At 54.9% G+C, this 23,205-nt stretch carries 22 protein-coding genes; 6 read left to right on the top strand and 16 right to left on the bottom strand.

Going from position 1 to position 23,205, the window contains the following annotated elements; all coding sequences use genetic code 11:
* Nucleotides 1-120: 120 nt before the first annotated feature.
* The 8 genes from AB5Y76_RS18545 to AB5Y76_RS18510 form a co-directional block, all read right to left on the bottom strand.
* Nucleotides 121-345 (bottom strand): hypothetical protein, encoded by a 225-nt coding sequence (locus tag AB5Y76_RS18545; protein WP_111900168.1) that lies wholly within the window; start codon nt 343-345, stop codon nt 121-123.
* Nucleotides 342-2,291 carry a hypothetical protein gene (locus AB5Y76_RS18540; protein WP_368177771.1) on the bottom strand — a complete coding sequence of 650 codons (1,950 nt, stop codon included), beginning with the start codon at nt 2,289-2,291 and terminating at the stop codon, nt 342-344. Before AB5Y76_RS18540 ends, AB5Y76_RS18545 begins: the two co-directional genes overlap by 4 nt.
* 12 nt (nt 2,292-2,303) lie before the next feature.
* Nucleotides 2,304-2,708, bottom strand: a complete 405-nt coding sequence (locus AB5Y76_RS18535) for a hypothetical protein (RefSeq protein WP_368177772.1) — start codon at nt 2,706-2,708, stop codon at nt 2,304-2,306.
* Between the two features lie 2 nt (nt 2,709-2,710).
* A complete protein-coding gene (locus tag AB5Y76_RS18530) occupies nt 2,711-4,291 on the bottom strand; it encodes a hypothetical protein (protein WP_368177773.1) in 1,581 nt (526 codons plus the stop codon).
* A 3-nt stretch (nt 4,292-4,294) separates the two neighbouring features.
* Complete coding sequence (locus tag AB5Y76_RS18525) at nt 4,295-5,494, bottom strand: hypothetical protein (RefSeq protein ID WP_368177774.1); 1,200 nt, start codon at nt 5,492-5,494, stop codon at nt 4,295-4,297.
* 87 nt (nt 5,495-5,581) lie between these two features.
* Complete coding sequence (locus AB5Y76_RS18520) at nt 5,582-9,175, bottom strand: curculin (mannose-binding) lectin protein (protein ID WP_368177775.1); 3,594 nt, start codon at nt 9,173-9,175, stop codon at nt 5,582-5,584.
* Entirely contained in the window at nt 9,172-9,540 is a 369-nt protein-coding gene (locus AB5Y76_RS18515; protein WP_016350137.1) for a hypothetical protein, read from the bottom strand. Before AB5Y76_RS18515 ends, AB5Y76_RS18520 begins: the two co-directional genes overlap by 4 nt.
* On the bottom strand, nt 9,537-12,380 hold the full coding sequence (locus AB5Y76_RS18510; RefSeq protein ID WP_368177776.1) for a tape measure protein: 2,844 nt from the start codon (nt 12,378-12,380) through the stop codon (nt 9,537-9,539). Before AB5Y76_RS18510 ends, AB5Y76_RS18515 begins: the two co-directional genes overlap by 4 nt.
* 94 nt (nt 12,381-12,474) lie before the next feature.
* Here AB5Y76_RS18510 and AB5Y76_RS18505 point away from each other — a divergent pair, with 94 nt between their 5' ends.
* The 4 genes from AB5Y76_RS18505 to AB5Y76_RS18490 all read left to right on the top strand — a co-directional run bounded on the left by AB5Y76_RS18505 (nt 12,475) and on the right by AB5Y76_RS18490 (nt 15,329).
* Complete coding sequence (locus tag AB5Y76_RS18505) at nt 12,475-13,173, top strand: hypothetical protein (protein ID WP_368177777.1); 699 nt, start codon at nt 12,475-12,477, stop codon at nt 13,171-13,173.
* Between the two features lie 130 nt (nt 13,174-13,303).
* Nucleotides 13,304-13,975 carry a hypothetical protein gene (locus AB5Y76_RS18500; protein WP_139747531.1) on the top strand — a complete coding sequence of 224 codons (672 nt, stop codon included), beginning with the start codon at nt 13,304-13,306 and terminating at the stop codon, nt 13,973-13,975.
* A 217-nt stretch (nt 13,976-14,192) separates the two neighbouring features.
* A complete protein-coding gene (locus tag AB5Y76_RS18495; RefSeq protein ID WP_368177778.1) occupies nt 14,193-14,477 on the top strand; it encodes a hypothetical protein in 285 nt (94 codons plus the stop codon).
* Nucleotides 14,478-14,654: 177 nt separating this feature from the next.
* Nucleotides 14,655-15,329 (top strand): hypothetical protein, encoded by a 675-nt coding sequence (locus AB5Y76_RS18490; RefSeq protein WP_368177779.1) that lies wholly within the window; start codon nt 14,655-14,657, stop codon nt 15,327-15,329.
* 89 nt (nt 15,330-15,418) lie between these two features.
* Here AB5Y76_RS18490 and AB5Y76_RS18485 read toward each other — a convergent pair whose 3' ends face one another.
* From AB5Y76_RS18485 to AB5Y76_RS18460, 6 genes are all read right to left on the bottom strand, one after another.
* Nucleotides 15,419-16,168, bottom strand: a complete 750-nt coding sequence (locus AB5Y76_RS18485; protein ID WP_368177801.1) for a hypothetical protein — start codon at nt 16,166-16,168, stop codon at nt 15,419-15,421.
* Nucleotides 16,168-16,614, bottom strand: a complete 447-nt coding sequence (locus tag AB5Y76_RS18480) for a hypothetical protein (RefSeq protein ID WP_368177780.1) — start codon at nt 16,612-16,614, stop codon at nt 16,168-16,170. Before AB5Y76_RS18480 ends, AB5Y76_RS18485 begins: the two co-directional genes overlap by 1 nt.
* Nucleotides 16,611-17,036: a gp436 family protein gene (locus AB5Y76_RS18475; RefSeq protein WP_368177781.1), complete on the bottom strand. Its 426-nt coding sequence runs from the start codon at nt 17,034-17,036 to the stop codon at nt 16,611-16,613. The genes AB5Y76_RS18480 and AB5Y76_RS18475 overlap by 4 nt, the downstream gene beginning before the upstream one ends.
* Nucleotide 17,037: 1 nt before the next feature.
* On the bottom strand, nt 17,038-17,511 hold the full coding sequence (locus AB5Y76_RS18470; protein ID WP_368177782.1) for a Rho termination factor N-terminal domain-containing protein: 474 nt from the start codon (nt 17,509-17,511) through the stop codon (nt 17,038-17,040).
* A gap of 103 nt (nt 17,512-17,614) precedes the next feature.
* Nucleotides 17,615-18,523, bottom strand: a complete 909-nt coding sequence (locus AB5Y76_RS18465) for a Mu-like prophage major head subunit gpT family protein (protein ID WP_368177783.1) — start codon at nt 18,521-18,523, stop codon at nt 17,615-17,617.
* 80 nt (nt 18,524-18,603) lie between these two features.
* The gene (locus AB5Y76_RS18460; RefSeq protein ID WP_368177784.1) at nt 18,604-19,824 is read right to left on the bottom strand and encodes a phage protease; all 1,221 of its coding nucleotides are present in this window, start codon (nt 19,822-19,824) and stop codon (nt 18,604-18,606) included.
* Between the two features lie 73 nt (nt 19,825-19,897).
* Here AB5Y76_RS18460 and AB5Y76_RS18455 point away from each other — a divergent pair, with 73 nt between their 5' ends.
* The gene (locus AB5Y76_RS18455; RefSeq protein ID WP_368177785.1) at nt 19,898-21,052 is read left to right on the top strand and encodes an HNH endonuclease; all 1,155 of its coding nucleotides are present in this window, start codon (nt 19,898-19,900) and stop codon (nt 21,050-21,052) included.
* An 82-nt stretch (nt 21,053-21,134) separates the two neighbouring features.
* Here the strand turns inward: AB5Y76_RS18455 and AB5Y76_RS18450 are convergent, their stop codons facing one another.
* Nucleotides 21,135-22,472, bottom strand: coding sequence for a DUF6161 domain-containing protein (locus tag AB5Y76_RS18450; RefSeq protein ID WP_148610706.1), 1,338 nt, complete (start codon nt 22,470-22,472; stop codon nt 21,135-21,137).
* 62 nt (nt 22,473-22,534) lie between these two features.
* Nucleotides 22,535-22,846, bottom strand: coding sequence for a phage virion morphogenesis protein (locus AB5Y76_RS18445; RefSeq protein WP_368177786.1), 312 nt, complete (start codon nt 22,844-22,846; stop codon nt 22,535-22,537).
* A 172-nt stretch (nt 22,847-23,018) separates the two neighbouring features.
* Here AB5Y76_RS18445 and AB5Y76_RS18440 point away from each other — a divergent pair, with 172 nt between their 5' ends.
* A complete protein-coding gene (locus tag AB5Y76_RS18440) occupies nt 23,019-23,162 on the top strand; it encodes a hypothetical protein (RefSeq protein WP_335838131.1) in 144 nt (47 codons plus the stop codon).
* The last annotated feature ends 43 nt before the right edge of the window (nt 23,163-23,205 follow it).

The raw sequence follows: 23,205 nt of genomic DNA, 5'->3' as shown, positions 1-23,205 counted from the left end.
TGTAGCCCGCCGCCGAAAATGAAAAAGAGTTACGGGGAAAATGAAAAGCTATCGGCCCAGTAGTTTATCAAACTTGGTGGCACCGGAATCACTGAGTTTGATAAGCAAGTTAAACCGGCATTAAACCTCTATCTCATAGGTCGGTAAATCCGGCGCCTCTCCTGCCAGCTCCCCTCCCCTGTAAAATGCCTTCTTGCCGATGGCTACCCCGGTGCCCCGTACTGTGACCGTTCCACCCGCCAACGCGGTGAGAGTGGTGGTCGTGGTGCCTACTGCTGTCACGGTACCAACCTGCAAGGGATCAGCGCCCGGTACCAGCTCAAGGAATCGCTTAAACAGGTTCATACAAATCGCTCCACACTCAGTTGCTGGCGCACCGTCATGGCCCTGTTCTGCAGCGCAGCAGAGACCCTGACGCCCCGGTTGTAACCCTTCCAACCGTCCACGGCGAGCAGCGCACCCGGCAGGATCAAGCCGGTATCAGCTGACAACGGCAGTTCAATGGTCTGGGTACGCTTGGGCATAGTCTTGGCCAGCCCCACCACACCCTGGGCACGGGCGGCCGTCACATCACACACCAACGGGTGGGTGATGGTCGGCGCTTGTTGCTCGCCAGCCGTACCCTGGCGCACCACCCGCGCACTGATGCCCTGGTGGCCACCGCTGACCCAGATCCCGTTGGCGGCATGACCCGGCTGGAAGTCACTGCCCAGGGTGGTAATGATGGCGCGGGGGATCGCCACATCGGCCTCTGCAGTATCGAGCTGCCACGGCACCGTTGGATAACGTGGTTTGATGACCAGATGACGGTTGCGCTGGTGTGGCAGCACAAAGCCACCGGCCGCCTCGGCCAGGTACCTGACCACCTCGATCGGGGTCTGGTTATCCAGGCTAAAGAACCCGGCAGGCACCAACCAGTCAGCCGCTTGCCAATCCAGCGTCCAACCCACCGGCAATACGGCCGCAGCCAGCTGGGCCATGGTCGCGGCTGCACGCTCACTCACCGCCTGCGCCAATACATGAGTCGGCGACAAGTAAGCGGTGCGAGAGCGTCCCGTCAGCGTTGCCGACTCACGGCCAAAGCTCTGGCTCGATTGCCAGCCATCACACACGCAGTCCCATTGCTGCCTATTGATATGGATGCTGACCTCTTCCTCATCGGTCAGCGCAGCCGCCGCGATACGGGGGATTTGAGCGCTGAACTGCCACGCCCAGGAGTCGGTATCGAGTTCGATACTCACCGCAGTAGCTGGGATATCTAGCCCATCGCGTACCCGCACGATCTTTGCTGTATTGCTCACCAGATAAACCCTCCGGGTTGGAATGACAATTGCCGCATCACAGCCCTGCCAGACGAACTCCAGCTCTGCCGTGTCGCGCTTGCGACCGAACGCCAGCCGCAACACCCGCTTATCGGGGCGAATCGATGGTTTAGGTGGTTCTGGCGGCGGCATTTTGCCCTTGGGTGGCCACATGGCCTCGTCCCAGCCATCACGCCAGCCCTCTATCAGCGGCTTGCCGTGGTGCCAGGCTTGAGCGGCCACCCCTTTACCGATGGGGATGCCCTCTTGCCACTGGTCAGCCTGCCAAACCTGGTCAAAGCGCGGCGGGTTGGTGAACCCGACCAGGCGCCAGCTGCTGACCGGCGCCGCCTCAACCCACAGAGACTGATTCGCCACATGGCCAGCGGCCAGGCTGTCATAGCCCTGGCGGCTCTGCTGGCTGATCGGCAGCCCCTCGGCAAAGCGCTGTCGATTGGCCATGAACGTCTGGGGCATCTGCTCGCCCTGCTCGGCCACCTGCTGCTGATACGCGGCGGCCTGTTGCCACAGGGATCGGTTGGTTGCTCGCTCGTTGCCTGCCTTCTGCCATTCGCTACTGAGGGCCTGGTAATGGCTATCCGCCCGCTCCCAGGCATCCCCCATTGCACTGGCAGGGCCTCGGAATACGTTCTGGTCATACTCCCCGGCGAGCATCGGCACCGGGATGCGGGATGTGCTGGCAATGGTGCATTCAATGACGAACGTGCCTACCAGCTCCCCATGGCTATGGGTTTGGCTGGCAATCACCGCATCAAGTACCACAGAGCCGTCCAGCATCGCGCGGGAGCGATGCGGGGCGCCAGCCAATACCGATGCGAGTACCAGACCAGGTGACGCACTCAGGCGTGGCGGCAAGTTGGTACTATTCAGGATGCCGACCAGGCGCACCACGTCGGACTGGTTCAGCTCCAGCTGACCATTGATGCTGCGAGCCTTATGCAGCGCTAGGCTGGCATCCTTTCTGGCCATATGGTTCCCCGGTTACGGTTCAGTGATTGTGGCGGTATTGATGCGGATCAGCGCACCGACAAAAAACTCCGCTGCGGGCAGCTCCAGATCGGCGCCACTGCCCGGTACTCCGACATCGAGATCCGCCACAAAGGCCCCATCCCGGTCAACAATGCGCCCCCAGGTGGGGGCACCGCTGCCAGTGGCCATCTGCTCCGCCAGGGGTTTCAGGGTCAGCACCCCACCAGCGATCGTCTTGGCGCAAGGGTGGCTGAACGTCAGCACCACCAGAGCCAGCTGGTCAGTCGTGGCCGCCCCCGGTGCCGGTTTGGTGCCGGTGTAGATGGTCAGCTTGGCACTCGCCCCGCTGCCCGTATCAATGGCCGTGGCCAATAGCTGGGCGCGACTGGTGCGCAGCCCTTCGGCATAGGAGATCATGGTTATTTCCTCTTGATCGGGGCAAGCTGGGGGAATGATGCAGGTGCCCCCCCACCACCAGGCGGATAGGGTTTTGGCGCCTGATAGTCGGCAGCCACAGCGTTGTAGTCGGCGGGGCCATATGCCGGGTCATCCTGGGCGACCACCATATAACGGCGATTCAGCCACAGCAGATCGAACCGATAGACCCCATCCGATGCGCGGCTGTAGGTCTCGCCAACCAGCTCACCATCCTGGGTAAAGCAAAGAACCCGGCGCCGCACTCCCATCCCGCTGATGGTCACCGTACTTTCAATAAACCCCTGCTCCACGTTGCGCACCCCATCGCGGATCCAGAAATAGTCCCGACCCTTGCATAACAACTGCTGATTCATTGGTTGGTTAATCAATCGGCCAGCGACAAATGGTGGGGTTCCTTTCCACGCCACATCTTGCGGCACGAACTGAGCGCGAGCCTCCTGGTTGGCCACGGTGACGGTCATCGGGGTAGTGAACAGCACATAGGTAAACTCGACCTGTAGGGGTACGGACTCAAGCCCTATCTTTCGCAGGGTTTGCCCTGGTTGCAGCTCTATCCATATTTTTGCTTTCGGCGGCGCAATCATTTTGATTGAACGGACGAAAATCTTGGTCTGGTAGTAGCCAAACACCTGGCCGTTGATGGTCGTAAGGCCAAGATATGGTGCATCTGCGGGGCCCTCTGTCGTTACCCCGCCAACTGTCAGCGTTGCCTTGCCATTGAGATAGGCAAGCGTTGCAACCACTGCACCAGCCGCATCAAACAGCACCCCAGTTTGACCAGGCAAAATCCCCCTGGCCAAGGTGTAGGATGGCGCGATACCAGAGGCGACCAGGCCAACCCCTGGTTGGTGGACAATAGCGGCACCGGTTGGCAATACCAAGTCAGGCTGCAAAATGGCGTACTGCTCTGCCGTCAGCGCGGCAAAGTCACCGTTAAACCCTGATGGCGCACTGGCAATCCTCAGATAGCTTCCAGCTGAACAGCCTGACCCACCGGTATAGGTTTCAAAGGCCCGCATATTGGTAAAACGCAGAGTGGTGACAGATGCCATGGCGCAAACCAAGGTAAATGACGCATTGCGATTATCCAGGCCATCATCGGTATAAATCAGACTGGTGTCGGTAAAGGTCAGCTCACCATAGGTTGCAGGATATGGCCCACGCTGCGGAGCCTTGGTCAGACTTGCCAACGTCTTGCCGTACCATAAACCGCTGCGATAGTTACCGTCAGTTCTGGTACGAATAGCCCCAACCACATTGCCCACAGCATCCAGAAACTCCAGATCCATATCGCATAGATCATTTACCCAGCAGTTATTGTATGCCCCTAACTTAAAGCGATACCCCAGTGGCCGGAACTGGATAGAGCCACTCCATGTCCCTGTATCTGCGGAAGAGCTTCGGTTGAAGTTATACCGAAACAGACCAATATCCGCCGTGTCACCAAACCAGTCTGCCCACTCGGGGCCTGTGGTAGCCGTTACATCACAGGTGGCGTCATACGTGACTGTTCCCGCTTTGGAAACCATCAGCCACCCTTTTGACGGCAAGAAAGTCGCCATGACTTACCTCCATGGGCCGGTTAAGTCGAACCCCATCATGGTGACTTGCCCCCATGTGTAGTTGTTCTCCTCAAACCCTACCCGAATAAACCGCAATAACTTTCCTGGTATGGCTGGCAGGTCTTTGAAGTTTTTTCGATCCCAAGCCGCAACCGTAGCGAACGGGCACACCAACCCCGGCAAATAACCACGCAGATGGTTACCGGCCTCCATCACGATGGTGGGATCCGGGGTCACATAAATGCCGTTGTCAGGGCCATTGGGGATGTTCAACCCGTTACCAAACCGACCGAACAACCCTTTAAACCACCAGTTAATGGCACCAAACAGCTGATGATATGGGCGGGCGATAGCTCGACAGTTCGAGTTATCAAAATACGGATACTGATTACCCCAGCTAGTATTACCTCCTGACCCGCCAGCCCAGTTACGGCCAGCATCATCTGCTGCCGTGGTCGGATAGTGGTTAAGAACGGCGTGATAACGGTCACCGGGGCGAATAGAACGGATATAGCCAAAGCTATACATGAATTGCCAGTTACCAGCAGCATAAGCTGGCATGAAGTAAAACAACTGGCTATCACCCACAAGATCCCAGCGTTTATTTGAATAGCGCCCGGTACAGGGCCAACGGTGCTCAAAAATCGTGGTGTAGGTATTGATATCAACTACATCCTCAACCATCGCTACCTTGGCCAAACAGGCACCGTAGCTGGCACCGATCCAACCACTAAATGCCGTGTTGTCGATACGCAAGGAGACATTACCCGACTCGTTAACATTGGTAGGGCGCACGATAAAGGTTTTGCTGTCGCCGCTTTCAAAGGTCATCGTCCACCCCAACGGGGCAACCTTCATGGTCATGGCTGCGCCGCTGCCTGCTGCACCAGGGTTACCACCGTCAATCTCAAACCAGACCTGAGTGGCGGTGACCTGCATCACTCGATGCTCGCCGTTGTAGGCGGCAGGCGATACCCCCTCGACCAGGACAACTGAGTCTTGCAGATAAGCATGACCACCGGTAAAGGTCGCCACTGCCCACCCCTTGGCAACATCAAAGGCCAGTGCATTGATGGTCAGAGTGCCAAAGCCAGTAACTAGCACCGCCTTGAGCAAGGCAGCCAAAGTACCAGCAGTTGTGTCGCCCAGGTTTGGGGCCCCCTGCATTTCACTGGCGAACCACTTCACCGGATAAACAGCCATATATGTACTCTCCATGGCGGGGCGCGGTGCCCCATTGCCAAAAGGTGGTGGGGCGCTCTCTGAGAAAAGAGTGCCCTACCCGGTTTGTTAACGGTTGACGTTGCCCCTGAGCTGGGCCTCGAAACGGTCGGTATCTACCGCCGCCACCGACTGCAAGATGGTGCGGATAAACCAGATCGGGTAATTGGCGGCGTAGGTGTTGAACCGCAGCACGTTGCCCGCAGCCCACCCGGCGCCCCAGCCACGGCGGTCAAGCCTGAAATAGGGCTGGCCGTTGTTGGGGTTGATGGGTGAAAAGTCGGTATTCACGTCCCCCACCGCAATTTGGCCCACATGCTCGCCGACCAAAATAAACGTGGTGGAGGTCTGGAAGATGATGGCCCATCGCTCTTGCAGCGTCGCCCGGTTGGTCACCACGATCGGGAAGTCCGTATCGTTGTATTCCGCCGTGCAGGGGTCGCCAATCAGAAAATCAGACCAGTTATTTGTCCAGGTACGTTGGTCGAACAGCGCCCCATAACGGGCCCACAAGTCACCGATGATCAGGGCGCTGGAGACCAGGGTATCCGCCGCCTCATAGTTGTGGCTGAGGGGCCGAGCCAGGGTGATCCGGCCAGAAATCTCCACATCGGTGGCCAAGCTCATATCCTCGATCCGGTGAACCACGGTCAGCGGCTCTACATAGCCGGTCAGGTTCAGCGGGCTGGCCAAGGTCACCATCCCGCTGTTCATGTTGACGCTGTAAAGCTGCGGCGCCAGCTCCTTGCCGTTCTTGTCCTCCACCCGGCAATAGGCCAGCCGTTCGCGCCCGGTGTTGAGCTGCTGCCCCGCCTGTACACCCATAGGAAAGGCGCTGCGCTTGGTGGAATGCACCACCACGATGTAACCCTTGCGAATGAAGGGCACCCGGCCATCGGATGGCAGGCGCACCGGATCCAGCTTGATGAGATCCGCATCGAGCGGCAGATAGCTATAGACCACCGCATTAAACCGGATGGTGTCAGCCACCACCGACAAGGGGCGCCAGATCTTGCCATCGACCACCATATCCGGGTCGTACCAGGGTTTACCCTCGTTGCCCGCAGCCGTCACCAGGCGGCCAAAGCGCACCGATACCACCCCGGTCTGATAGTCCACCTTGCCGGTTACATCCTGGCTGGTGATGGTGCCATCGCCGTTGGCGGTCACCTCAAACCGGCGTCCGTCTGCGGTGTTGCCACTCAGGTAGAGGCTGGATGGGGCAATGGGTGCCCCCGGCGTCCTGAATGTCACCTCGTCCACCGTCTGGGCCACCAGGCTGGTGACCAACGAACTCAGGGCTGGCACGGGCACCGCGCCAGGGTTCCAGACCGTGACGGTCGCCTTGCCGGTGGCATAATCCAGTGTCCCGGCCTGCTCACCGGCCCCGGTGGCGGGGTCGATGTTGCGATAGAGGATCCCTTGCCTGTCCACATAGACAGACCCGCCCAGCGCAAAGCGCACTGAGTTGGCCAGGATCGCCTCGCCGTTGCGCGGGGTGATATCCAGCACCAGCGGGGTAGCCTTCACGGTGTCCTGGCCCGCTTGGCTTGCATTATTGCTGCGGTACTCCACCTCGACCCAACCACTGTCGTCCACCGGGAACAGGTAGGCGGCCTGCACATAGTAGATTTCCACCAGTGTCCAGCGCTGGCGGGCAATGGTGTTGCCGTGACCATCGCCATAGGTACCGATGGTGCGCCACTCATAGCGGGTTTTCGGAATGCCGCCCTGGCCATCCGGCTTGATGGTGATCTGGCCGGTGGTGTAGTTGACGCTGCCCCGTTCAACCCCTGCCGCATCCAGTAGCTTGCCCGCGCCGTTGTCGCGCACACTGATGATCGGGTCACGGGTAGCGATCACCAGTTCGGTGTCGTCCTTCACTTCCTCATAAAGGGCATTCCAGCGCAGCGAGACCATTCGGGGGGTCAGGTTTTGCTTGGCCAGCTGCATGGTGATCGTCCCGTCCGGGTTGCGGGCCGGGTAGTCAAAGCGTTGGGTGTCCGGGTCGCCGTACTGGTAAACAACCTGGTACTCCTGACCGCCATCGGGCAGGGTCGCTACCCGCAGGGCCAGATCGCCGGTCACATAATTGATGGTGCCGGTGGCATCCCCGGTCAGCTGACCCGCCCCGTTGTCGATGGCGGTTTTGGTCGCACCACCGGCTTGCCAGGTCAGGGTCAGGCTGTTGGGGGTGATCCCCTCATGGGCCAACTTATGGGCCAGCTGCACCGGATCCAGCACCATGCTGGCGCGGTTGAGGTAAGAGACCTTGGTACCCCAGCTGAACATGATCGCGCTGTTCACATCCGGCAGCGCCCCCAGGGTCAACACCACAGAGCCGGTGGTGAAGTTGAGCAGGCCAGAGCCATAGGATTTGTCCTGGCCAAACAACTCCCCGCGCCCGTTATCTTTCAGGTCGTACCATTTGCCCTGGGCCAGATAGCTGACGGTCAGCGAACCAGGGCAAGGGGTGGGCAGCAGGGTCGCGGTGTAGGCATAGCCCCGGTTGTTGGCGGCGATCTGGATCTGGGCCGTGTCAGCAATGCGCGATGGCATCACTGCCGGGCGAAAACTCACGGTTTTGCTGGCCGCGCCATAGTTCGGGCACTGGCTGTTGAAGGTCAGCAGGCCGCGCCCGTAGTCGATAGCCCCCACCACGGTACCGACCAGGAACAGCTCGCCGCCCTTGTCGGTGATCACCGCCGCACCGATGGTGACCGATACGCTGCCCGGCATGGCACCAATCCCTAGGAACAGCCCTTGACTAGGGCTGACCGGTGAGGTGGTGGTGAAGGTGTGGGGACTGCCCACCCCGGATTCCAGCAGGGCGCCCAGCTCACCGGCAGCGGTCAGATCCACCACCGGGGTTTCACTGCGGGCACTGGGTACCAGCTGGGTGAAAATGGTCTTGGCCTGCACCCGCATTGCCCCCAGCGCCGCATCCGCGACCAGCTTGGTGGTCGAAAAGTAGTTGGCGGCATCGGCCACCACGGTTTCCCGCAGGGTGGTCTTGGTGGTTGCCTGGTCATAAGGGCTGGGCTGCTCCCCTTCAAAGGTGTGGCGCAGCGGGTCAGTGATCACGCAGGTGACCACGTTGCGGGTGAACTCGCCCTGATAGCCAGCCACCCCGAACTTGCGCAGCTCGGCGGTTACCCGGTCAACCCGTACATACTGCTCAACCTCGTTCCCCTTCCCTTCGTTGCCGACCAGTACCAGCACCTCCCCAACCTCCGGCAACCGTACCTCTACCCGTTGCAGGATGCGGATCGCCCGCTGCCCTTCCAGCTGGGTATCGTAGAGCACCCCTTGCCACTTCGGGCCTCTGGCCTGATAGCGTTCCAGGGTGTTGCGGGCGTTGCCTCTGGTGTCGTTGTGGTCTTTGGTGGTCATCAGCGTCAGGTTGACGCTGGGGTCACTGGGCGGCAGCAGCACCATGGCATTGGCGCCATAGTAGGTGTCGGTGTCGTCCGTCTGCACCGCCAGAAACGCCTTGCGCATATTCACGGTGCCATAGGCCCGATCCATGTCGCTGACATCAGGGAACAGACTGTTATGGTTGCCGCTGATGATCTCGCGGCCAGTGATGCGACCACCGCCGTCATCGGTATCAACCAGGCGCTGGCTGGCCAACAACACGATATCGCCAGATAGAATGGTCATGGGGTTACCTCTGTGAGATTCAGGGTCAAGGCATAGGGGTCGCCCCCTTCCGGGTCGGCCATCTCGATCAGTGGCATGGCCACCACACCAGGGCGGCGCCACACCACGGTGCGAGCCAGGCCATCGAGCAGGGTCAACGTCATCAGCCGGGCCACCTGAGCCTCCAGCACCTTGATCTCCAGCACCTTGGCGCGGGAGCAATGCCCGCTCAGGGTCAGCGGTCGTCCCTCGGGCTTGGCGGTCTCCTCCACCAACAGGGCGCCGCTCAGGGTCGGGGTCACCACCTGCTCGACCGGCGCCCACTCGAACTCGTCGCGCCAGACCAGATCATCTGGTAGCAGCACGCTGTTTAAGGTCACGTTCATTGCCGCAGTCCTTGCTGTTTAAGAAGGGAAATCAGGGCATTCGCATTGGCCTCATCCGCCTGCAGTTCGGCCGAACCCCCTGCCCCTTTGAGCTCGATGGTGATCCGCTCGGACAACAGCCTGCGTGTCCCTGGGGTGTTGGTGCTGGGGGTAGATGGCGCGACAGCCGGGGCCGGTGGCTGGGCGGCGGCCTGATTGGTTTTGGCACTCTCTTTGGCCAACGCTTTGTTGAGCTCCTCTTTGAGGCGAGCCTGCATCGCCTCCATCTCTTTTTGGAACTTCTCGCCGTAATACTTGCTCCACTCGCTGTAGGCCGGAATATCCTTGACCTTCTGGCTGTAGCGGGCCAGTTCCTCCTCCACCCCGGCCAGGGTATTGGCCAGCCCCTCGGCATTACCGCGCAGGCTATTGATATCCACGCTCTTGTAGTAGAAAGAACCGGCGTTCACGGTACGGGTGATATCGCCTCGACCTCCGCCCCCGCCGCTACTGGCAAGGCTGGCATTGGTCTGCTTGGCTTCATCCTGTACCCCTTTAAGCCCCGCCCGCATCGCATCGGTGGCGCCTTTGGCCCGTGCGGCGGCCTCATCAAAACCATCACCAATGGCCGCGACGGCCTGCTTGGTATCGCCACTCCCCCCTTTCACCTTGGCCATGGCATCGGCTGCGATGGCCATCGACCGCGCCAGCGCATCCCCGGTGATCTTGCCCTGGGCGGCAAGTTGCTTCTGACGCGCGATCAACGCATCGATCTCGGCGGTGGTCTTGGCGCTGTTGTAGGCACTGGCCAGCGCCTCCTCGATGGCGGCGCTACTGGCCCCCGTGTGCGCCACCAATACATCCAGGGCGCCGATGGTCTTCTGAAAGCCCGCACCGATACGGCCATTGGCCCGTTCGAAGTCCAGCCCCAACGCCTCAAACGCCTTGGCCAACTGGGCCGGGCCATCGGCGGCGGTTTGCTTGGCCACCGCATTGATCTCGGCCAGATAATCACGGGAACTCTTGGCCTCATCACCCAGCGCTTTAACGGCTGCGGCGCCTTGTCGCCAGCTTCCAGTGGCCTCGTCGTAATGCACCTTGCCCTCGGCGACTAGGCGATCGAGATCCGCCATGCTGGTGATGGCAAACCCCAGCTCCGTTGACAGGGCGGCAAACTGACCATTGAGGCGGGCCTGAGTCTCGGAGCGCAGCCCCTGCGCCTCCCGGAGTGCCAGCTCAGCCTGCACCAGCTGGCGCAGGGCAGAGGCAAACTGGGTGATCTGGATGATGGACTCGACCGCCATGGCGGCCAGCAGCCCCTTAACGGCAGCGCCCAGTGCCCTGACCCCAATGGCAGCTCCTGCTGCTGCCGTGCCCGCTGTCGTCATGCCGCCTGCTGCTGTCGCGGTCGCCGCGGGTATGGCAATAAACTGGGCGTAGAGGCTGCGCAGATCACCAATCCAACCCGCGATTTTCAGGCCGACCCAAGCCTGAGCCAGCACGGTCAGCGCGGTGCGCCACTCATAGAGGGTCTGGATCAGTGACTTGAGGGTTTCCCCCATGGTGATAAAGCCATCGGAGAGGCGCTTGGCCCACTCCTGCAGGCGGCCATCCCTGGCCATCGCCTCAAATTCGGCATTAAGGTTGGCCAGCTGGTTTTTGAGCCAGGCCAGCGCCCCGTTCTCGGCCACCATCCGGTAAAACTTGGCGAGGTTGTCCTGGGCATTGGAGATAAGCCCGGAGAGCAGGCTCATGTTGTCGGCAGCCGCACCGCGCGATTGGGCTGCAATCTCGTTCATCAGGGCAGAGATGGTCTCGCGGCCCAGCTTGCCCGCCTCAGAGAGCTTCTGCAGCTCGGCAGTATTCTTGCCCGTCACCTGCTCCAGCATCTGCCAGACCGGCACGCCTCGCTCAATCAGCTGCAGGATCTCCTCACCCTGCAGCTTCTGCTTGGCCCAGGCTTGGCCAAGGGCCAGGGAGATGCCCTGCACCTCTTCAAAACCGCCGCCCAACTTGAACGCCTGATCGACAATGCCCTGCATGGCCCCCGCCATGGGGTCGATGCCGAACGCCTTGAGGCGCACGAATACCTGGGTGACTTCACTAAGCTGCAGGGGGGTGTTTTTGGCAAAGTCCTGGATCCAGGCTGACGCCTCTTTGCCACCTGCAATCGACCCCATCACAGCCTTGAGCTGCACATCGAGGCGCTCTGCCTGATCGCCGGTCTGGAACATGGCGAGCAATTGGGTAGTCAGGGTCTGGATACCGAACCAGGTACCCGCCAGCGCCACCAGGCGCCCGGTCAGACTGCCGATGGCCCCCTGCAAGCTACCGGCCTGCTGACTGCCGTGGCTAAACTCGCGCCCCAGCCGTTCGGTCTGGGCGACACTCTTGGTCAGCTCACGCTGCAGGCGCTGCTGTTCCTGGGCAAGGTTCTTGGTATCGAGCCCGGACTGCTTGAGCCCTGCATGCAGGCGGGTATGACTGGCTGACTGAGCGACCAGCTGGCGCTCCAGCTGCTTGACCTCGGAAGTCAGCAACCGCTCTTGTTCGGCCAGCGCCTTGGCATCACCGGCGCCTGCTTGGCTGGAGCGGCGCAACTGCTCCAGCTTGTCACGGCTGAGCACGGTCGCCAGTTCGAGCTGGGTCAGGGCGGCCTTTGAGTCATTGAACTGCTGGATCAACGCCTGCTGGCGACTTAACGCTTCGAGGGTTTGCGCCAGTTGCGCCGTTTCGGCGGCCGTCTCATCCGAGATCGGGCCCAGCTCCTGCACCTCACCCACCAAGGCGGCCAGGTCTTCCCGGCCGGTGACCTTGGCAGCCAGCTCCAAGGCTAGTTTCAGGGTGGTAGAGGTGGACATGGGGCATTCCGATCAGATTCAGATATGCCCTATTGTGAAGAAATGGCAGAATAGGAGGGTTTATGGCTAATTACTGAGAATTAATGAGGGAATAATGAAGCTGATAGATAATATGTCGCTTAAAACGAAATGCTATCTTGGTGGACTCACAGCTGCAGGGCTGCTGACTCCTTTCATTTTCTACTTTTATATTTTCGGTCCCCAGTCAGGCTATAGCCTCGCTCGTAATGATCAAGCATGGGCTAACTTTGGCAGTTTTATTGGAGGCACTCTCGGCCCACTACTCTCTGCTTGCGCTTTCTACGGCGTTTGGGCCACTTATAAAGTACAGCGAGAACAACTGACCATAGCTAAAAACCAAGGCATTTTAGATGAGCTGCAGCGCTTAATTAGCAATCAGCATCAAACTATAGAACTTATGTTACAACAATTAGTGTACTGTTCTTTTCCTTTGGAAGACACACGGAAGATGACAATCCAAGAATACCTTTTAATGTTTATGAACTTAAAGTCAAAAACAAATGAAAGCCTTAGTCCTATCAGAGCAAATAATATAACCCATCGACTTAGCTGCATGGATGATGTTTTTCCATACAGAGAAATAAAAGAGATCACGAAGATACTAATAAATACAGATGAGATTTATGAGGAATATCTCTCATGCGGAGGGTCATCGAAAGTACTAAAATTCTATGTCAAAGAACATCGACTACTAATTGACTGTATCATTTCAACCACGAAGTTCGCTGATGATTTATTGTCACTAAAAAAACGGCAAAATGAATTTTTATAAATATTGAAAAATACGCCCCCAATATGTTACCAGATGCATAGACAGCAACTAAAAAAATGATATATTACATTTATGACTTTATATCAACTGGCACTTTTAAAACTCTATAATAAATCTGGAGTCTATCTATATGGATTATTCAGCCCTCATCGCATTCACTACCTTCATTGCTGGGGTTCTTTTGAACCCAGTAATAAAAAAGTGGGATTATTTATTAAACACCAAACAACACAATGAACGCCTATACATAGAGATTGAGGATTGCTGTTCATATCTCGAAAATATAATAATAAGTCATTTTGATTTTTTGTATCATTTGGAAAAAAACAAAAATGAGAATGGTTTGATTAACTTAAGCAATCCGATAGTAGTGCCTCTGGTTGAAAAATATGACACTCAATTCATTCATACTTTTTACTGCGAAGCATTAAAAATGCTTAATCCAGCGCAAAGAAACACTATCAAAATAATTGATGGTTCTGTCCTAATGTTGGTTGAACAGTCAGAGTCTTTGCGTAGAGACATTCAAGATGAATGTTATTACAACACTCGTTCTATCAGGAATATAATATCTAAATCGTGCTATGTATATTACCACTTGCATAGAATGAAAATTGAGAAGGAACGTTATACTGGTAGTTCATCACTAAATTCTTTTGATTCAACAAAGCACGTGCTGCTTGCCTTTGGCTATTCAATGGAGTCCATTGAGATTGCGAACCCTCTTAAGACAATGTTGTCTAAGGAACAAATAGATACCCTATCAAAAGCAAGTAATCAAACTCACTCTATTTCAGGTTAAGGCTATAGATACTATTAATTGATAGATATCATAGAAATCTCGAGACAATATAAAATAGCATGACGGCGGGCTCCTCCCGCCGCTTTCCGTTCTCTTTGTCTCTAATCTACGGCTAACAACCTTCCCACTTTTACAAGTTAACTGTCATTTCTGACAGTGGCAAGTTGGCCTAGACGGTCAAAACTTAGATTTACTTGTGTTGAAAGGTATGGGCGGAATGCATCAATTTGGCATCTGGCATGAAGGGGGGCACCACACCATACAAGGGCTGCCAATCCTGAAACATCTACTGCGCTCACTCCATGGCGATGTGATGGTGCGCTATGTGTGTCGTGCCGATACGCCTTGCACCCTGTTTCTGACCATCAAGGATGGCGTGCCATATCAGAAATTTAAGGAAGGCACTCCGCCGCTGGACTGGCAGTGGTTAGAGCAATCCATCTTGCCCCTTTCTGCCTCATCTCAACCACTGGTCATGATTAAGCGACTGGCATTACGCTAAGCCTAAGCCCCTTCTTATCTGATCACATCAGCCAACTGTTCCCAATCGCGAGATCCAAGGTAAGCTTAGACTTTTGGAGCTGAGCATGAGGTATTCCTGTCAGGTAAAGATATACCTTATTATAAATAAATGGCAAAATGGATAGGTTTATGCTGAATCACGAATAAAAGGTCCGACATGGTAAAAATTGCATTCAGAGCTCTCATTTGGCTAACTCTTTTACTTCTACTTGTAATGATAGTTTTTTTTCCTCTTCACTTTTACTATTCGGAGTTTGGCCTTTTATCAAAGTATAGCTTTCAGAATAACCAAACATGGGGAAATTTCGGCAGCTTCATTGGAGGAACAGTCGGCTCTGCCCTATCATTTTTCACTGTCATTGGAGTCCTGTACACTTACAATTTACAGCAAAAACAACTGGATATTGCTAATTCACAGAAGAAGCTAGGGGAACTACAGCCCTTACTGAACTCTACTACACTAAGAATAGATGCCATACTAGACAAAGATGTCGACGACATAATCCATAATATTATTCCTTGTGAAAAGAACAGGAAGATATGGAGTGTATATTTTTGCTTGATGTATTTTGGCGGCAATCGAAGTGGCAAAGTCACCCAGAATGAAATTGATGCTATAAAATCAAATCTTAAAATTGAGATTGCTGTTTTATGCCAAGAAGCCGAGAACTTGTCTTATTTGATAGAAAAGGTAGAACTTATCACTAAAGATGAAACAACTCGTGAATTTTACAACTTTAGATATGGTCGAGCATTTAAAAACATGTACGATACCAACTGTGATATTCTCGAGAGAACGATATATATCTTTGGACTAGATAGAGATCAATAAAACATCAAGCTTCTGACCAATGACTATGAACGATATGAAAAACGGCGGGCCTCCCCGCCGTTTTTCATTCCCCTTCCCCACCCCAATCATCACACCGTCACCGGCCGATCCACATAGAAGGGGGCGGTCTCGCCATCCACGGCCAGCAACTCCCCTTCCAGCTCGATCTCGATGGGCTTGTCGCTCATAAAGTCCACCGCCTTCTTGGGGGACAAGCTGGCACGGGGCACCGTCAGTTTGATGGCCTCGCCGCTGACGATACTGCGGCCATCGAGCAGCAGCCGCGCCTTGATCTCCGGCTGGATGTTGCCCGCGATGCGGGTACCGGTCACCGCGTTATAGGTACCGCTGACCGTCAGGCTGCCGCCATCTGCCACCGAGCTCCCCTTGATCGCCCGTACCAGCCCGAGCGCATAGTTGACCTCGATATCGGTACCCACCACCAGCGCCGTGGCCCCTTCCTTGATGGCCAGACCGGTTGCGGCAATATTGCTTTTGCCCAGCTGGGCCCACTTCGGCCAGGCGGGCAGGGTCACCGGCAGATCGGTAAGCGTCCCGGCCCCCTGATTTATGGGGCTCTCCAGACCCATAAAGGCGGCAGCCAGCAGCACGGGCGGGATCTCGGTGGTCTTGATGGTGACCATGGCGGGCTTGGGAATGTGGTAGTTCTCCCGCGCCTGACCGTATTGCCCCTTGCGCTTGCTGGGAATGGAGATCTTCTGGCTGTCGGGTTTCACTTCCAGGCTATCCACATCAATGGGGCCAATCACCCCGCCCGAGACCCCGTTGGTAAAGGTCTCGATAAAGAGATCCCCTTCCAGGTGCAGTGTTTCGCTCATCATCGCTCTCCTTTGAATTTCACTCGGGTAGTAAAGGCAAGCGGCAAATAAGCCGCACCGCCGCTGTAACTGGGTTTGACCGGTGGGGTGACCCGGCGAAAGGTACTGTCACCACATGCTCGCCCACTGACGGCCTGCAGGATGCGGGCAAGCCACACTCCGGCACTGACCTCCTTGGGGCTGGCACGATGCACAAGCACCAGCAACCAGAGTTGATCAAAGCTGCTGGCCCGGCCTGACTGGGAGCCTTCGCTCTCACGTTCGCCCTGATAGACCACATGCACCGCCGGGCTGTGCTGGCCCAGATTGGCGATGGCCGCCACATCGGTGGCCACAAACACATCCTTGAGCCCCTTGGCGATCAGGGGGGCCAGCAGCTCACGCAGCCGCTCGCCCGCCTGCAGGTAGTCGAGTTCGGTACCAGACTGGTTGGCGGGCTGGCTCATAGAAAGCCCCCCTTGTCGCGCCCCTGACTTCGGCCAAAGATGCGCCCATCCGACTGCAGTTGAGCCAGGTTCTGGCTCTCCAGGGTGGCCCCATCAGATGCCAACCCCAGCGCCAGCTCCCCCTTGCCAACCAATTTCAAAAAGGCCAGAGCCGCCTCGTTGCGCTTGGCTATCTGCTCCGGTGCCTGTTCACCATAGAGACGGTGACGGGCGATATCGGCGCAGATAGGTACCAGGGCACTCGGGATATGGGCCAGCGGCAAGGGATAGCGACCCGCCAGATAGCCATCGATCAAGGCACCTGCATCCTGCAGGGCGAGGCGCAAGGCCACCTCGTCCAGCTCACCGGTCGGCGTCATACTCAAGCGCAGCAACTCAGCCTCGCCAAAGCGGATCACCATGTCATTGACGCTGGCGTACATATCACTGCTCTCCGTTCTGGCCAGATGACGGCTCATCCTTGACCGGGTATTGCACGTCGGTCGCGGCGATCGCTGTCACCAGCTCTGCCTTCTTGAGCTTGGCCGCATCCGGGATACCCATCTGCACCGCCAGATCGCGCAGCTCATCGACCTTCATCTCGGCCAGCGGCGTGACCTTGCCAGCCAAGGTGGCAACCCCTGCCAGATAGCCCGAACCGGTCAGGACGCCCAGTGTTGCGTCCAGATCCCCAGGCGCCGATGGTGCATCACCTGCCTGAAGGCTGGTGTCTTCAGCCAACCGGACGACCACCAGACGCGGGTCGTTCTCCAGGGTCGCGCACTGCTCAGGCGACACAACCATCTCAGACTTGCCCGGTACAATCGGCAGGCCCGCGCGAAAATAGACCTGACGAACTGTTGACCCTGTTTGGCAATAAATCCCCACTCGAATAGCCAGTTCCATCTCTTGTTCCATCTCATGTTTTCCTCGTCGTATCTGATAGAGAGGCTGTTTAAACCGGGGGTTAAACAGTGCCTGGCAGCTGTTTAACCCCGCTTTAAACAGGCATAACGCAGGGTTAGAGGTAGTCAGCCACCACCAGCTCCAACTTGCCTTTCAGCTCGTTGCTGCTGCTGTTCGACAGCTCTCGCTCCAGCATCTGGGTAGCCAGCTTCTCAAGGGAGGGGTGTACCACCAACATGGTGGCCTTCACCCCGAGCTTGCGGCCGCCATCAGCCTGAAACTCCCGCATTTTGGAGAAGGAATCCCACAGGTTGTCGGGGGTCAGCGCCCGCTTGTTGGCAAAGGCCAGCTGCCAGAAGCCAAAGCCTGCGGCATCACGGCAATCGACCCCGTAACGGAACTCCTTGCGGGTAAACACCGCTTCGTCATCGATCTTGGTCATGGCAATCAGCTGCGGTGACTTGCGATCCTGGAAGATGACCGGCTTGAGGGCGCGGCTGGTATCGAGCAGGAACCAGGGCTCCCCCTGATAACCGGCATCCACCACCACGTTGGCAGTCAAGACAGGGGTACCGGTGCCATCGGCCTTGGGATAGACCGGGTGATCGGTGTCGAAGAAATACTGGCCGTCATAGCAAGGCGTGGTGAAGCCAGCACCGAGCAGACCGAAACAGAGCTCATCGGGGTGAATGCCCGCCGAACGGCCCATCTCGGCAAACATCGGCGCGTAGATACCCAGCTCGTCATCTTCGATATCGTTGCGATCGACCGCCACGGTGGCCTCGAAGTCTTCGTTTACGATCTGGTAACCGTGCGCCTTCATCGACTCGATCACCCGATCACCGACCCACTTGCGCAGACTGGGGAACTTGCCCAGCCAGCCATAGGTGTTGGACTTGGTGGTCGATTTGATCACGGTGGCGATCTTGGTGTACTGGGCAGGTGCTTCACCCTTGGCGTCTTCAAAGTTCTTCTTGAAGCCGGTGAAGAGGGCCTGCAACAGCGCGGGAGTAACAATGGCCATACGGGTGTTCCTTCTCTGGTTAAACAGGTTGGTCTGGCGGTCGCGTTCGTCCGATTACGCCGCTACGCGGCTAAGCGAATCTACCGGCCTTTTGCCTTGGCAAACTCTTCATAGGAAATGCCGAGCTGATCGGCGGCATACTTGTCATCCGCCGAGAGCACTGCCTCTCCCTTCTTCTCGGGCAGGGTCACCTGGGTGGTCTGGCTGGCGGCCAGGGCGGCAATCGCCGGACGGGGCTCCAGCAACGCCTTGAGGGCAGCCACCCCTTTCTGGGCGGCATAGGCGGTCAAATACTCCTCTTCTGCTGCCACCACCTTGCCCTGGGTACGGGCTTCCTTGATCAAGGTCGCGGCATCCGTGGTCTCAACCTTGGCGCTCAAGGTGGCGACTTCCGTCACCAGGGCGTTATAGGTCTCCACCGGTACATACTTGGCCAGGTCAATCTGGCCACCCTGCCCTGTGGCGACGGTCGCCTTGAGCGCAGCCAGCGATGCCTTCTCGGCAGAGAGTGCCGCCTCCAGCTCCGGCGCGCTCGCAGCGCTGGCCTGCAGGGTATCCAGAGCTGCCAGAGCGGCAGTCCCCTGCTCGGCGGTAAACTGGCCATCGGCACCCGGCTGGATGCCGAGTTTGCCGAGCAGCGCGATCAGGTGTTCGTTCATGGATTTCTCCTGTTGTGCAACATGGGATGAGGTGGCCAGCTGGCCGGGTTGGATAGACATATGGCTTGAAACGGGTAACGCACTCAAAGCGGCAAGCGCCTGCATGCCCACCACACCGGGGTCATTGGTAATGGCTGTCATCCGCAGTTCCAGCGGGCGGCCCTGAGCGTCATAGGGGAAGACGGCAGAAAGGAATCGATACTCTTTGGCAGCCACCAGGGCGGCAGCCCGCTCCGTCCAGCGCGGCTTAATAAAGAGCCCCTGCCCTTCGCGCCATACAATCTCGTCGGCGTTGTACCAACCGGCCGCAGGGGCTGGCTGGCCGTTCTGGTCAGTCTTGAGGGTCTGGTGGTCGTAATCGATCAGGATGTCTTGCCCGAGCGCTTTGGCACGGGCAATCAGGGCTGCAGCGATCTGCCCGTCCAGTTGCCAGTGACCACTCGCCACATCGAACGGACGACCATCACGGGCCTTGAACGGGCCGACAGGCAGCAGCTGGTACCAGCCATCGCCTTGGGGGGTGAGCTGCGCATCGAGCACCGCCAGCCGCTCCCCGCTGACAGGGTTGGCTTGGAGGATAGCCACGAAAGGCGCTGAGTATGGGGTCTTGGATATGTTCATGCCGCCATAGTGCGGCGGCATGAAGGGGGATGGGGTTTATGGTAGATTAATGCTGTAAACTCTAGCTCTTATATAACCAGCTGAGGATGAAACAATGAGTAATTGCTATATATGTAACACTGAGCTGGCCGGTAAGAATGTAACTGAAGAACATATTATATTGAATGCATGTGGGGGAAAACTTACATCCAAGGATTTAATATGTGTCAAGTGCAATTCTACCTTAGGTGAGAGGTATGATGCGACTCTAGCATCACAACTCTTATTTTTATCTAATTCGTTCAATGTAAAAAGACATAGAAAGACTGTCCCTAATATTGTCGCAACAGATATAAACACTGGAATAGCCTATAATATCAGGCCCGGTGGTTACCCTGAGCTAAAAGTACCAAAAATCAAAATAGAGAATTCTGACAAGGAAGTGACTATAAATGTCAACGCTAAAGACAAGAAGCAACTAGAACAAGTGCTTTCTGGCCTCCAAAGAAAATACCCACAAATCAATACAGCAATGCTTGAATCAAAAATAAAAAAAGAATCAGTGTATCTTAATGACTCTCTTCGGATTAGTTCTAGCGTAGGGGGAGATGATACCTTCAGAGCAGTATGCAAAGCAGCAATAAATTTCTATATACATTCTGGTGGTGAACGTTCATTTATACAACACCTTCTTGGTTACATAATTGGAAATGATGAAGTGGATTGTGTATTTAACTATCCATCAGATATGGTCATGGGGTCACTATCAGAATATGAGATAGCACATTTGATTCATTTACGAGGCTGCCCTCAGACAAGATTACTATACTGTTATATAGAATATTTTAGTGCTCACTGTTTTTTGATTATATTAAATGATAATTACACTGGAACTGCTCTCAACAAAACATATAGTCACAATATTGTTACAGACTTGGAGGAAAGCAAAGACATTCCATTATTAATTGACAGAGATACGATTCCAGCATCGTGTGAACTTGACGATGCAACTGTTTGCAAAATTCGTGAGCGACTTATAAGAGCAAATTCGATATCAAGTATACTTCAGAATAAGAAACACTTTGACGATTTAATAAAATCAGCCACAAATGAATTTTTTAGCATGTATCCTGAAGGTGCTATTTTGACGGAAGAAATCAGAGACTCTTTGGTAACATCTATTATGAAAAGATTGATACCTTATTACCTTAGACATCTTCAAATACCATTTCCTGTCCAATACTACAATGATGAACAATCAACCGATTAGTGTTTAATGGTGTTTAAATCTCTCTCAAATGCAGCTAAAGCATGTGCCCCACCTAGTGGGATGGGGCAGCTATCCAAAACGTCTACACCTTAGCCTTGTCAGCTAGTGACTTCACTATGATATCAACGGGACTGTTAAAGGAGGTTTCGGCAATCATGCCGGTCTGAGAAGTTCGGAACAAAGCTTCCAATGCCAGATGGCGATCCTGATCGGACTTGAGCTTGCCTTCATTAAGCAAGGCTAAGTAAGTTTTAACCATAGTGACCCGTTCCTCCGCCTCAAGGCTAAGATGGGAATAGGTGTTGAATTGACGTAATGCAACTCTGATAATAACAGCCATCAGGGTGACTACAAGAGCGGCTCCTGTAGTGTTAAATACCAGATGCTCCATGCCACTACTTATCACAGGAGTAACAGATTGGAGTTTATTAACACCTGCTGTGCCAGCCTCCCCCACATCAGCCAACTTTGCAGATATACCAATAATACCTCCTTTTGCATAGTATTTTGCCAATAAATAAAAGGTAGCCCCCACAGATCCTCCAATTCCAAAAACAAACCATATGAAAGCTTTTCTATTATTTCTGGTTTTTTTTGAATTCCAGTAAGTTACTGAAGCATCTAAATCGATCTGCTCATGGTATGCAGCTGCTGCTTGGCTTATATCCAGTTTGGACTCATCGAAGATTTTCTTTGCAAAAACCCTAGTTTTATTAATTCCTGACAAGCATCTATAGCTCCATCTTTTTATTTTTTCTTTTGTTTTTTTGTGGAGTAGTTCATGCTTGTTAACTATTTCAGAGAGTTTATTGCTATAGTCCTCTACTGATTGGGAGAGATCTTTTTCCACTGATTCTAATGTAGACATAAATTGTCTATGTGAATTTTCAACAGAGCTTATATATGAAGAAACTTGGTTTATACAAAGTTTATTGCCAAATGAAAGAACCAAACTAACTGCAAATGAATTTTGAGTAGAGAATATTTTCATCATTTCCGCACAATGACTGTTACGCTGACATTCCGTTGACAATCCATTATGGGTTAGATCCGTGATATGAATCAGCGCAAACATGGCAATTATATGACCATATTCACTCTCTAGGGACTTAACAAACTCCCCTTCAGGGGTGAATGAGTAAATAGGCAACCATTGATGTTGCCTATTTACCAATATATCCCACTGACTTTTAGCATTACCATCATTAATTTCTATCAATAAATTGTTAATACAATAAGACCTCACGAAGTCTTGCAGATGGTTCAATGGATAATCAAATCTTCTATCTGTCCATTTCCAGAATTCTCTCTCCCCTCTAATGAAATCGTTATATTGGTCAATTGATGAAAATACTTTCTCACCTCTTCCATTACCTAGCGGAACAGAAATTTTAGTATCAATACTTTGTTCGCTCATCATGCACCAGCCTCAATCGAATTCTGGATATGATGACATTGGCACTAGCTAGATCTCAATCCTTTTCAATCAGTTATGAGATACCCCTCCAGCGTCTCCAACACGCTCTTTTTATCCCCTTCTGACAGCCCCAGAGCGCGGCGCTCTGGCAGGTTGATCTCTGGGCGCCCGAACTGGTGGGCCGCGCCATATTCAAGCGGGGTACCGAAGTAGAGAGAGCGGGGATCGGGCTGGGCAGCCAGCAATTCTGGCAACGCGCTGACCGCAGCCACACCGTTCCCCTGCTCCAGTGCAGCGAGCCGTGCCAGCAAGCTGGCCAGATAGTCGCTAGCCTCCACCAACCCCACCATATTGAGCACACTCTCGTTATTTGCCATCTGATTCCCCCTGCTGCTTGTTGTGCCAGTGCTTGTATCCTGCGCCCAATGAAAATTGGGCAGCCAGGTCAAATATCACGGTTTATCAACTTTTATCATTAAATCATCAATGGTATAAGATTATGAATTAGCTAACATTTCTCTCGTCATCACACACACAAGGGAGAATGTTATGACCAAGCAATCAAACCACAATGCCGATATCAGCAACCCCAACAAAGGCTCGAACGGTACGAACCATACCTATGACCGTAATCAGGGGAACCGTGGCTGGCAATTGAATCCGCAGACCCCGAAAAGCGGCGGCAAAAAGTAAGCAAGAGGCACCGGGGGGCTCAGTCCCCCCTTATCTGGATCCT

Source organism: Aeromonas sp. R1-2, from assembly GCF_040908505.1.
Classification (GTDB): Bacteria; Pseudomonadota; Gammaproteobacteria; order Enterobacterales; family Aeromonadaceae; genus Aeromonas; species Aeromonas veronii.
Note: the sequence above shows the minus strand (reverse complement) of the source record. Positions and strands in the feature narration are given on the sequence as shown.